At 41.4% G+C, this 11623-nt stretch carries 9 protein-coding genes and 1 pseudogene; 6 read left to right on the top strand and 4 right to left on the bottom strand.

Going from position 1 to position 11623, the window contains the following annotated elements; translation table 11 throughout:
• Nucleotides 1–199: 199 nt before the first annotated feature.
• Complete coding sequence (locus tag AABK37_RS02020; protein WP_432549935.1) at nucleotides 200–937, bottom strand: class I SAM-dependent methyltransferase; 738 nt, start codon at nucleotides 935–937, stop codon at nucleotides 200–202.
• A gap of 515 nt (nucleotides 938–1452) precedes the next feature.
• Between AABK37_RS02020 and AABK37_RS02015 the strand changes: the two genes are divergently transcribed.
• Nucleotides 1453–3492 (top strand): alpha-amylase family glycosyl hydrolase, encoded by a 2040-nt coding sequence (locus tag AABK37_RS02015; RefSeq protein WP_432549934.1) that lies wholly within the window; start codon nucleotides 1453–1455, stop codon nucleotides 3490–3492.
• Between the two features lie 66 nt (nucleotides 3493–3558).
• On the opposite strand, the gene AABK37_RS02010 is transcribed toward AABK37_RS02015, so the two are convergent.
• A complete protein-coding gene (locus AABK37_RS02010) occupies nucleotides 3559–4818 on the bottom strand; it encodes an MFS transporter (protein WP_432549933.1) in 1260 nt (419 codons plus the stop codon).
• A gap of 309 nt (nucleotides 4819–5127) precedes the next feature.
• On the opposite strand from AABK37_RS02010, the gene AABK37_RS02005 reads away from it, so the two are divergent.
• Genes AABK37_RS02005 through AABK37_RS01995 form a run of 3 tightly spaced genes read left to right on the top strand, consistent with a single transcriptional unit; the run spans nucleotide 5128 to nucleotide 7784 of the window.
• Nucleotides 5128–6795 (top strand): ABC transporter ATP-binding protein/permease, encoded by a 1668-nt coding sequence (locus AABK37_RS02005; RefSeq protein ID WP_432549932.1) that lies wholly within the window; start codon nucleotides 5128–5130, stop codon nucleotides 6793–6795.
• Nucleotides 6796–6846: 51 nt separating this feature from the next.
• Nucleotides 6847–7419: a hypothetical protein gene (locus AABK37_RS02000; protein ID WP_432549931.1), complete on the top strand. Its 573-nt coding sequence runs from the start codon at nucleotides 6847–6849 to the stop codon at nucleotides 7417–7419.
• On the top strand, nucleotides 7314–7784 hold the full coding sequence (locus AABK37_RS01995; protein WP_432549930.1) for a nucleotide disphospho-sugar-binding domain-containing protein: 471 nt from the start codon (nucleotides 7314–7316) through the stop codon (nucleotides 7782–7784). The genes AABK37_RS02000 and AABK37_RS01995 overlap by 106 nt, the downstream gene beginning before the upstream one ends.
• On the opposite strand, the gene nifK is transcribed toward AABK37_RS01995, so the two are convergent.
• Together nifK and AABK37_RS01985 are read right to left on the bottom strand one after the other, a co-directional pair.
• Nucleotides 7781–9085, bottom strand: coding sequence for a nitrogenase molybdenum-iron protein subunit beta (gene nifK, locus AABK37_RS01990; protein ID WP_432549929.1), 1305 nt, complete (start codon nucleotides 9083–9085; stop codon nucleotides 7781–7783). The genes AABK37_RS01995 and nifK overlap by 4 nt on opposite strands.
• Nucleotides 9086–9230: 145 nt before the next feature.
• Nucleotides 9231–9389: pseudogene (locus AABK37_RS01985) on the bottom strand (nitrogenase molybdenum-iron protein alpha chain); the annotation flags it as partial.
• Between the two features lie 110 nt (nucleotides 9390–9499).
• Here AABK37_RS01985 and AABK37_RS01980 point away from each other — a divergent pair.
• Nucleotides 9500–10918: a site-specific integrase gene (locus AABK37_RS01980; protein WP_432549928.1), complete on the top strand. Its 1419-nt coding sequence runs from the start codon at nucleotides 9500–9502 to the stop codon at nucleotides 10916–10918.
• 147 nt (nucleotides 10919–11065) lie between these two features.
• Nucleotides 11066–11587: an alpha-ketoglutarate-dependent dioxygenase AlkB gene (locus tag AABK37_RS01975; RefSeq protein WP_432549927.1), complete on the top strand. Its 522-nt coding sequence runs from the start codon at nucleotides 11066–11068 to the stop codon at nucleotides 11585–11587.
• Nucleotides 11588–11623: the final 36 nt, after the last annotated feature.

Below are 11623 nucleotides of genomic sequence, written 5' to 3'. Positions count from 1 at the left end.
TCATGTCAATCAAGTTCATAAAAATAATTGTGAACCTGTATCGTCAGCTAAATTGATATATTTGACTAGAAACGAATATAAAATGATTAAAGTTCTGCAATACCTTGGATTATGAAGCTGAGAAACTGATAAATTAACTAGTTCTTGATTTAAATCAAGGGTGCTTCAGCGCGATCGCCTAAAAACACCCCATCTTGAATTACAAAGGCTTACGCAGCAGATATAGCCCTGCTGTACGCATATTTTCTCCTTGCCATACACCAGATGGAACCAATACTTCGTATGATATTGTGTGACGACACATAAAACCACAGTCAATCAATCGGCAATTCTCAATTACATAGCTGATGGCATCACGAACTTGGGCGTGAGCAGCATCGTCAATCAAAATGTACCCACCGCGACTAAGATAAGGTATGGCGAGCATAATATCAATCAGGGCACGATCGTAGGTATGGTCTCCATCAACCAGAATTAAGTCGAAAGGTCCTGCCAGCCGAGCCGCTTCAATCATTGCCTCCGGCGAATTCTTCTGTTCGATGTAGCTAAATTGTTCACCCAAATAGTCGCGCGTTGTTTGAACCAGCTTAAATTCAGGATCGATGCAAACGCCACGAAAATCGTCCAACCCCAGGGCTACGATCGCACTTTTGACGATCATAGCTGATCCGCCAGCATCTGTTCCTATTTCCAAATAGCGTTTGGGTCCAATACCGTAGACGAAAGACCAGAGAAAAAGTCTCTGAGCCAGGGGCATTAGTGAGACGGAGCTCTCAACTACAGATAGCTCTTCGGGTATTGTCCATTTTTGGAGGTTTTCTCCTAACTTATGTAGGATTTGCGGAGCTGACCCTAAGACATTGGATTGTTTTGGTAATTCTGCTTTGGGTGTAACCTCAGTAAATTCTTGCTCCGTGAAATTTGTCGCATATCGCATGATCTCTGCAATCTGCTGCTCTGTGGTAGCTCCGGTAGTCATTCGGTTCTCCTTGATGTAATTGGCGTTGAAATTTTGTGAACGCTTTAGTTATTTACTGTCGCGAATGCTGCCACAGCATGTAATTTACTCAGCATAACGTAGAATCGGTTTATTGTTGCGGATAAGCTTAAGTACTAAAGCGTATTTTGTACAGGGCTATTTCATTCTATTTTTAGGCGTGGGTTTACCGAAAATATTCGTGAAAAGCAAAAATTTAACAATCGAAACCACCCCTTAAAAATGCCCATTTGGGGATAATTAACTCCATACCATAAAAAGTGACATTTGAAAATGAAATAGCCCTGGTATTTTGTAACTTTTTTCATCGCTTTCGACTTAAATACAATTTTTTCTCTTGCTATTGCTTCCCTCTATTAGTAAAATCACTACAAATGAATTGTGATTTATAAATCGCTAATTCCATCACCGCAACCTGATTGTCAACTGACTATCTTTATTGATAGAACAACTATATGCGCTACTTTGAAGAATACTGTGAAGTACATCTTGAACCGAACATTGCACCATTTACTTGGGTGTTTAGGAGTGATGAGAAAATCTGCATCAAGTTTGGTATTAGCTTATCAAAAGATCCAGATTGTGGGCAAATAGCTTATGAGTTGAATGATGGACAAGGATATTGCGATTCAGGTCGAATTACGGCACATACTGAAGGCATTGTCGAAAATGGGTTCAAAATGTTTTCACTCACCCTACCACCTATCAGTAGCGGGGGTGGATATCGATATAGCCTGGGTTATGTTGATATGTTAGGTTCAGAGCATACAAGTGTGCGATCGCGTTTTCTTCTTGTCTGCGATAAATCACCTCGGTCAATGGCTGAAATTCAATCAGTCTTTCTTGGGTTTGTTAACAATCAACCTCTGTATGGACCAATACCACGGGTTGAAATGACATCCAGCCCAGAGGATTGGGACGCACGTCTGTTTTACTCTATAATCATCGATAGATTTGCTCGTAGTGACAACAGCGATCGCACCGATCTAGGCGCAGTCAGGTATAATCCTTCTGACCCATATGCAAGCCACGGTGGGACAATTCGTGGCGTTACTGAGCAGATAGAATATCTGAAGTCATTGGGAATAAGAGCAATTATCCTCAGCCCCGTGTATGTCAACGCTGCTGACGGCTATCATGGCTATCATCCAATTCACCTATTGATGGTCGATCCACGTCTGGGTACACTTATGTGTCTGCGCGAGCTTGTCGCGAAAGCTCATGAAGCTGATATCGCTGTCATTTTAGATGTCGTCAACAATCATATCACAGATAGTATTAACTGGGAACAGTATGGTGGTCCGACTGGAGGGGAATTTAAATACTTGCAAGGTGATGATACTACAGTCATGCCTTTTCCCATAGAAGCACGTAACACATCACTCTTCCACGGTCCGGAATACACTGATATGGTGAATCAAAGACTGTTTGGCTTTTTGGAAGATTGGCGAACAGAGACAAGCTACGTCCGCGAGTTGCTAATTGGGCATCTCAAATACTGGATTGCGGAAACGGACATTGATGGCTTTCGATACGATTCCGCACGTCACGTTGGTGTTGACTTTTGGAAGCCTTGCGTTGAAGAGATATCAAGATATACCACCTATCTGGGGAAAAAGCAGTTTCTGCAAATAGCCGAACACGCTGGAAGCACTCACGAAGAATTAATTGCCTACAATGATGCCAAATTCTCGAATATGATAGACTACCCAACTTATTATACCGCCGTCAAGTACTCTCTTGCCGATCAAAGTTGGTTAGGGGGTTTGGCAGATTATTTTTGTGGAATTCTTGCTCCATCACACTCATATTATGCTGGTTGGAGGAACAATATTATGTTCCTCGAAAACCAAGACACAACTAGAATATTCCATGAGTTCTTAAGTCGCATACCAAGCCAAGACGATGCTAGAGTCTATCTGCACTTTGCTCTTGCCTGCTTGATTCTTGGACCTCAAATACCTTCTATCTATCAAGGAACCGAGCAAGAGTTTTCTGGTGCTTTAGGGATGCATCAACGAGAGAATACAGGAGAATGGATTGGTCATGATTGCTACGTGCGGGAGGACATGTTTGAGAACCCTGCGTGTGTTTGGCAGTTTGGTCCGATTAACCGAAAATCTTTCCAACCCTATAACAAAAACCACCCAACCTTCATACTGATTCAACAGCTTGCGGAAATTAGGTTTCAAAACAAACTAATTCAAAGTGGAACCCGCACTTTATTATCCTCTAGAAAAAATGGTCTTTGGTGTGTACTTATTCATAGTATGGCTGTCGATCAGCCGCTCTTCATTGCTATGAACCTTGGACCTAGACCAGTATTTGAGCAGGCTTTAAAAATTCCTAATTTGTATGGTGAGTTCTCCGGAGTTGATCTGCTGATCGCTACATCGGGTGGAGCATTCCATCTTGTGGAAGATGGTATGCGAGTTCGACTTGCACCATTCACATTTGTCTTAGGGCGACTTTTACGGGATGATAATAAAAGCTAATAAGTAGAAGCAATGAGACTTGCCTCTATCATTTTTAAATTAGGGGCACTTTGTTGTAATGAAGATTCACGCATCAGGTAAATTTTCTTCCAATTGTCTGATGCCAGGGTATTGATAGGCAATAAGTGCTGCCACCATTATAATACACCCGACGATCGCAAATAGCAGTCCGATGCCGCGACCTGGTCCAGAACCAATCACCTGACCAACAACGTTTCTAGACCAAGGTCCATCAAATGCCATTAGTGGCTCAAAAACACGGTCAGCCAAAGGACCAGCAACAAGTGCAGCTAGCGGTATAGCAATCCCCGATATCGCTCCGGTTAAAGCAAAGACTCTTCCCTGTACCCGCTCGGCAACTTGTGTCTGAAAAATAACCTGCACTGAACCGTTGATGAAAGGAGCAGTCAAAAAGAAAAGTAAAGTTGCGATCGCAATCTGTATGATAGAGGGACGCAAACCAGCAAGGGCAATCCACAGCCCACTTAAGCACATGGCGCTAAGTATTGGGACTATCAAGTTTTTCCAACTATTTTTCTGAGTGCTCATCACCAAAGCACCCACGAGAGTACCAATACCGCCAACGAATGCAATTTGTCCCAAGCTAGCTGGGGTAGCCAAAGAAAGAATTAACGGATACATCAGTACACCAATGAACCCGATCAAGAATTGGTAAATGGTGAAGACAATCAAAAACCTTAGTAATCCAGAACGCTCAGTCAGATAAGTCCAACCGTAGGCTATTTCTCGCAAAATTGATAAAGGCTCTTGGTTCTCATCAGCAGGCTGACTAATTTGCGGGAATGGCACTAACAGAAGGGGAACAAGGGCAACCAGTAAAGCTGCTAAATCGATCAGGAGAATACCTTTAAGCTGGATAAGACTCAGCAAAATACCTGCTAGTAAAGGCGAGATGATTTGCTGAATGCCCATTGAAAGTTGAACCATACCGCTGACGCGGGCTAAATCCTCTTTAGGAACCAAGGATGCGATCGAAGCTTTATAAGCAGGCGAATGAAAAGCACCGAAAATTGAAGTGAAGACGTTTCTCACGTAAATGTGCCAAATTTCTAGTTGATCGGTAATTAGTAGCGCCAGAATAGTTAGGGTAGACAGCCCTATACACAAATGACTAATAATCATTGTCCAGCGCCCATCCCAACGATCCACTAATGTGCCTGCTAATGGCGAAATGACGATCGGTGGTACCGTAGAAGTGAAGGTAACTAAAGCGAACTGGGTAGCGGAGCCTGTTTTCTGAAAAACCCAGATATCCAGACCAAATACAGCCATCCAGGTGTCAATCAGAGAAACTAATTGTCCCAACCAAATTCAGGTGAAAATACGCATTTATTTGTATAATTTTATAACTTAAACGACAATCGGCTGTTATATTTATTTATAATTGTTCAACCAGACATAATATTACAACATTATTTTCTGTAAGCGATCGCTTGTGTCGCACCCAATCAGAAAAAATTTGGTAATCAAGAGTACACAGCATCAAAGCCGAGATTTTGACTTTGACCCCGATTAATTATAGCGAAGTAACTATAGGGTATAGTATGAAAATCCACAAGCGAACCGTTGCTTTTTGGAAGTCTTCATCATTAAAAACATATATAAATTATACAAATGAATCGATTCAACTTGACGGTGGTCAAGCGGTTTTGGGCGATCGCTAAACTTTATTGGCTAGGTAATGAAAAAAAAGGTGCTAATGCTCTACTTGTGCTTCTGGGAGTGTTATTATTAGCCAACACCCAGGTTAAGGTGTTCTTAAATACCATACAGGGAGAGTTAATTTCTGCCCTTTCTGCCCGTGATAGCACTCGATTCTGGCAAGGTGTAGTAATTGCATTAGGGGGGATAATCATTTCTGGTTTCCTTAATTCTGGCTATGGCTATCTGCGAGAGACAATAGGGATTTATTGGCGTCGGTGGTTGACCGATCGCTTCTTGAATCAATATTTTAGCGATCGCGCTTTTTATGAGTTGAGTAACTTTAACCAAGAAATTGACAACCCAGACCAACGTATTGCCGAAAATGTCGCCAGTTTTTGCCAGCAATCCATTCAGTTTTTTGTCAATATTATTGAATCTATTTTTGTAGTAATTGCTTTTAGCCTCATTCTCTGGTCTATTTCCAAAAATCTAGTTTTTGCTTTATTAATTTATTCAATATTAGCTTACGCGCTCACTATTGGCTTTTACGGCAGAAAATTAACTCAACTACATTTAAATCAACTGAGAAAAGAAGCTGATTTTCGCTTTGGTTTAGTTCGCATTCGAGAAAATGCCGAGTCTATTGCCTTTTATAACGGAACTTCTCAAGAAGCCAACAAAATTAAACTTCTCTTCAATGAAGTATTTAAGAACTTTAAACGATTAATTTTATGGTCAGAGTTGTATTTAAATGTATTTAAATATCCCTTTGGCAATCTCACCTTAATATTACCAGCAGTGATTCTCGGACACCAGATTCTCATAGGTAAACTCGAAGTGGGAAAAGTGACAGAAGCTATGGGAGCGTTTGGAAGCGTCGCTTTTTCTGTGAATTTGATAATGTATCAGTTTGAAATATTCACTAAATTTGCGGCTTCAATTGATCGTCTATACATATTTTATGAATATCTCAAACAGCCAAGAAAAGAAACAGCTAATAAAAAAATTGATATAGTAAAAGACAGCCGTTTAGCAGTTGAAAACCTGACTTTAGAGACTCCTAATTATCAAAAGACTTTATTTAAAAATCTCTCGGTAGAACTGCAACCAGGACAAGGATTACTAATTATGGGAGAAAGTGGTAGTGGTAAAACTTCTCTGTTGCGTGCCTTAGCTGGTTTGTGGAATTCGGGAACAGGTGTGATTTTTCGCCCGGAATTAGGAGAAATGCTATTTTTACCGCAGCGTCCATACATGATTTTAGGCACTCTACGCGATCAGTTAATTTATCCTAACGCCAAAGTTGATGTGAGTGATGAAGAACTTCGTCAAATTCTCCACAGAGTAAATCTGTCAAACTTAGCAGAACGATTCGGTGGTTTTGATGTAGAGAAAGATTGGAGTTATGTTCTTTCTTTAGGAGAACAACAAAGGCTGGCTTTTGCCCGGATACTAGTGACAAAACCAAAATATGCCATTTTAGATGAGGCAACGAGCGCTTTAGATGTCAACAACGAAGAAAATCTTTATCGTCTTTTGTTAGAGACAGGGACAACCTTTGTTAGTGTAGGTCATCGCCCCAATCTTAAGAAATTTCATCAGCTTATTATCTCTGTTTCGTTAGCAGTATCTTCCTAATTTATAACAAACACTCAAAGAGCATAAAAATCTCTTTTTCCCCATTCCCCAATGCCCCTTGCCCAATGCCCCTTGCCCAATGCCCATTGCCCCATTTTCAAATCAGGTTATTTTTCTCTGAGTCGTATTATATTCATGAACGTTTCGGTTGCCGGACACATCATCCCCACCTTTGGATTAATGGCAGAGCTAATAAAAAGAGGTGAAGAGGTAATTTACTACGAAGTTGACCGTTTTCAGAAAGAAATCGAGACGTTTGGAGCTTCTTTTCGTTGTTATCCTTCGCTAAATCTTCAGACAGCACCATCAGGGGAAAACGAAATGTCTCTAGTACCCTCGTTAACTTGGTGCGCTCGCGAGATGCTGCCGGCACTTTTAGAGTCAGTCCGTGAGGAAAAGCCAGATTACATCATTCATGACTCGCTGTGTCTTTGGGGAAGATTAGTAGCGCAGTTGCTGAATATTCCCGCTGTCAATTCAATCGCTACCGCTGCTTTCACTCCAGAAAGTTTCTATGAATGTCCCAGACTAAGAAAGAAACTTCCCCGATTGTTAAAGCAGGCAGCAGGCAGCATGAAGCACTATCGTCAACATCAACGAGAGATATCCCAGAAAACTTTATAATTCGACCTACGGGTACTGTTCCCCAACTAAAGATATTAGAGCGTGCTAGTTTGTTTATTATGCACGGTGCGGGAGGGGGAGCGCGAGAAGCTGTCTGGTACTCGGTGCCGATGATTGCAGTTCCCCAAACTTATGAGCAGGAGATTATTTCACACCGCATTGAGGAGCAGGGTGCGGGAATTATGATTTTACCAGAAGATGTGACAGCGGAACGTTTGCAAAAGACAGCAGAGCAAATTCTAGGCGATCGCTCTTTTGTCGCAAACAGCGATCGTCTGGGTGACGCTTGTCGTGCTGCTGGAGGTGCAAAGCGAGCGGTGGATGAAATTCTGCGATATGTTCACACTACTACATTATTTAATTAACCTGATAGCAGACACATCTCTGAACGCATGTGCCACAAATCTTTACCAGCCCACAGAGTAGCACTCTTACCATTGGGGCTAGAAGCTAGCAACTCTTTGAGTTCTTTCTCAAAGTTATCATTGCTGTTGTGGACAAGGATATGCACGGGTTCAGCACCCATTTCTAGCATGAAGCCGACTACGCTGTAAACTAAATCTGGATCGCCATACATAGCGAAGCGCTTGCCGTGAAGCCATGAATGGGAGTCAGTCATCGCATCAACTGCGCGACCGCGTTCGATTTCCAATTCTTTGGGAATGGGTTTACCAGTTAGTTCGCTGAGTTTCATCAAGAACTCATCAGTACCCTTAATACCCCAAGGACGAGAAACAACAGTTGGTTGCTTCCATTCTTTTTCGATGTACTCGCGGGTTTTGATGGTAGAGTGTGCTTGCAGACAAACAGTGGTTTTTGCATTAATTGAATCTGCTGCATCTTCCAGCTTTGTACCACCTGGGTACATATCAAATTCACCAGTGTTGGGTGAATCCAGATAATCGCTGTTATCTGCCAAGATGGTGTAATCGATGCCCATCATGTCGCACATCCGCTTGATTTCCCGGTTGTTACCAACGTAAGTATCAAAGCCAGGAATAAAGTTGATTTTGCCATTGCTGGTTTCTTTCTTATGACCTGCGGTCAGGTTAGAAAGAATACCCTTCATCATGTTATCATAACCAGTGATGTGGGAACCAACAAAGCTAGGAGTGTGAGCAAAAGGTACTGGGAAATCTTGAGGAACTGAACCTGCATTCTTGGAGTTGTTGATGAAAGCTTGCAAGTCATCACCGATAACTTCTGCCATACAGGTGGTGCAGACAGCGATCATCTTTGGCTTGTAGAGTTGGTAGGAGTTTGCCAACCCATCAATCATGTTTTGCAGTCCACCAAACACCGCTGCGTCTTCTGTCATTGAAGAACTGACACCAGAAAACGGTTCTTTGTAGTGACGGGTTAAGTGGGTGCGGAAGTAAGCTACGCAACCTTGAGAACCTTGGACAAAAGGTAAAGTGCCTTCAAAACCAACAGCAGCGAAGATTGCACCCAATGGTTGGCAACCTTTAGCGGGGTTAACGGTTAATGCTTCACGGGCGAAGTTCTTTTCACGATACTCCCAACCCTTCGTCCATTCTGCAACACGCGCCACTTCTTCGGGGCTGTGTCCGTTTTCAAATTGCTTTTTGTTTTCAAATAGCTGTTGGTATTCCGGTTGGTGGAATAGTTCGACGTGATCTTGAATATTTTCCGGATTCTGAGGCATTTCTAGTTCTCCAAGCTGCTGTAGTCGTTACGTGTCGTGTGGAGGAAAATGGGGAATGGGGAGTGGGAAGGGGTGAACGCTAATTCTCTACTTTCTACTCCCCCCTGGGGCTAAAACCCCAGGCTATCCATTTTTTTGCGATTTTTTAGGCGATCGCCTTAGCTTCTGTTTTAGCTTCAGCTTTCTTGTTCCAGGGGGCGCCGATTAATCCCCAAGTTGGGCTGTTCAATGCTAGATCCATATCGCGGGCGAAGATAGCGAAGCCATCATAACCGTGATAAGGACCGGAGTAATCCTTTTTATGATTTAATGGCTTAAAATAGCCTAATGTTTACAGCAAGCACTGTCAATTTTAAACATTGTTCGCTGATTACACATTTATTTTTAGGCTAAATATAGGCTAAAAATATCGCGATGCATAACCAGGATTTTGACAAATATCAACAAGCTTTTGCAGACTTGCAGCCAGTTTCATCTACCGACGGCAGTTTTCTTGGCTCAAGTCAGCAAGCACAGCAGCAAAGAGAGTATATGAGAACAAAGGTACTATTAGAGTTAGAAAAAGTTAATCAGCGTTTGAAGTCTGCAAAGGCAAAGGTTACAATTAGGGAGTCTAATGGAAGTCTGCAATTACGAGCGACGTTGCCAATTAAACCGGGAGATAAAGACACAAACGGCACTGGAAGAAAACAATATAATATTAGCTTGAATATTCCCGCTAATTTGGATGGATTAAAAACAGCTGAGGAAGAATCTTATGAATTAGGAAAGTTAATTGCAAGGCATACCTTTGAATGGAATGATAAATATTTAGGTAATGAAGCAACTAAAAAAGACTTGAAAACAATAGGAGAGTTATTAGAAAAATTTGAAGAGGAGTATTTCAAAACTCATAAACGCACCACAAAAAGCGAACATACTTTTTTTTATTACTTTTCTCGAACCAAGCGATTCACTAACCCTAAAGATTTGGCAACTTCGGAAAATCTGATAAATTCAATTGAGAAAATCGATAAAGAATGGGCTAGATATAATGCAATGAGGGCTATATCGGCGTTTTGCATAACATTCAAAATCGAAATTGATTTATCTCGATATTCCAAAATGCCTGAGAATAATTCCCGGAATATACCCAGTGATGTGGAAATATCCGCCGGAATTATCAAGTTTGCAGATTATCTGAATAACAGAGGTAATCAAGTTAATCCAGATGTGAAAGATAGTTGGCAACTTTGGCGATGGACTTATGGAATGTTAGCAACTTTTGGTTTACGTCCGCGAGAGCTTTTTATTAATCCTGATATCGAATGGTGGTTAAGCGAAGAGAATGCAGATATGACGTGGAAGGTACATAAAGATTGTAAAACTGGTGAGAGACAAGCGTTACCGTTACATAAAGAATGGATTGTAGACTTTGATTTAAGAAATCCTAAATATTTAGAAATGCTGGCAACAACAGTTAGTAAAAAAGATAAAAGTAATCATGCAGAGATAACGGCGTTAACACAACGAGTTAGTTGGTGGTTTCGGAAAATCGGATTAGATTTTAAGCCGTATGATTTACGTCATGCATGGGCAATTAGAGCGCATATTTTGGGAATACCAATCAAAGCAGCGGCTGATAATTTGGGACATAGCGTGCAAGTTCACACCCAAACTTATCAACGTTGGTTCTCGCTAGATATGCGGAAGTTGGCGATTAATCAAGCTTTGAGTAAGAGGGATGAAATTGAAGTGATTAGGGAGGAGAATTATAATTTGAGAATGGAGAATGAAAGGTTGAAGTTGGAGATTGAGAAATTGAAAATAGAGTTGGTTTATAAGCAGAGTTAAATTTGCTGATAAAATCGATGTGGTGGGTTGCACTTTTCGACAACGCTAGTTGCTCGACGAAAATCTTCTATAGTGCCAAAATATAAACGTTATATAGAAAAATTAGGCATAACTTAATAATGTAATATTATAGTCAACTGCTTCATTATGGACGCACCCGTTATCTACCTCAAGTCGGATTTCATCCACTCAGCCGATGCTTTATTTCAGCACCTCAAAGAGTCTGTTTCTTGGGATGAGCGCATGAAATCTCGCAAGACTGCAAGTTTTGGTGTTTCTTATAATTACTCTCAAATTTCGTATCAACAAATCTCCATGCCTAGCCAAATAGAGCAAGTTTGCGCGGAAATACATGGGGAACTTGGTTTTTTTCCGAATAATTGCTTGTTAAATTATTACCCAAATGGCAACTCTTCTATGGGTTTTCACTCTGATTCTAGTGAAGAGCTTGCCGAAGGAACGGGTGTGGCAATTGTTTCATTAGGAGCCGTGCGTTCAATTGTGTACCGTCATAAGCACAAGAAGTCCATACAGTTCAGCTACCCATTGCCTAATGGCTCACTTCTTTATATGTCTAATGAAATTCAAGAGCAGTGGCTCCACGCAATTCTGAAAGCGCCGGAAGTTGGGGAACGGATTAGTCTCACCTTTAGGTTAATAGTTAAATGAAGGCTAACAACTCCGCAATGCAACGTCATATCAAAC

This window comes from Tolypothrix sp. VBCCA 56010 (assembly GCF_050875635.1).
In the GTDB taxonomy this organism is placed as follows: Bacteria; Cyanobacteriota; Cyanobacteriia; order Cyanobacteriales; family Nostocaceae; genus Hassallia.
This window is presented reverse-complemented; position numbering and strand designations above follow the sequence as displayed.

Coding starts and splice junctions, on each gene's coding strand:
- nifK (WP_432549929.1), bottom strand. CDS start 9,085: ATGCCTCAGAATCCGGAAAATATTCAAGATCACGTCGAACTATTCCAC.
- AABK37_RS01975 (WP_432549927.1), top strand. CDS start 11,066: ATGGACGCACCCGTTATCTACCTCAAGTCGGATTTCATCCACTCAGCC.
- AABK37_RS01980 (WP_432549928.1), top strand. CDS start 9,500: ATGCATAACCAGGATTTTGACAAATATCAACAAGCTTTTGCAGACTTG.
- AABK37_RS02005 (WP_432549932.1), top strand. CDS start 5,128: ATGAATCGATTCAACTTGACGGTGGTCAAGCGGTTTTGGGCGATCGCT.
- AABK37_RS01995 (WP_432549930.1), top strand. CDS start 7,314: ATGTCCCAGACTAAGAAAGAAACTTCCCCGATTGTTAAAGCAGGCAGC.
- AABK37_RS02020 (WP_432549935.1), bottom strand. CDS start 937: ATGCGATATGCGACAAATTTCACGGAGCAAGAATTTACTGAGGTTACA.
- AABK37_RS02015 (WP_432549934.1), top strand. CDS start 1,453: ATGCGCTACTTTGAAGAATACTGTGAAGTACATCTTGAACCGAACATT.
- AABK37_RS02000 (WP_432549931.1), top strand. CDS start 6,847: ATGCCCCTTGCCCAATGCCCCTTGCCCAATGCCCATTGCCCCATTTTC.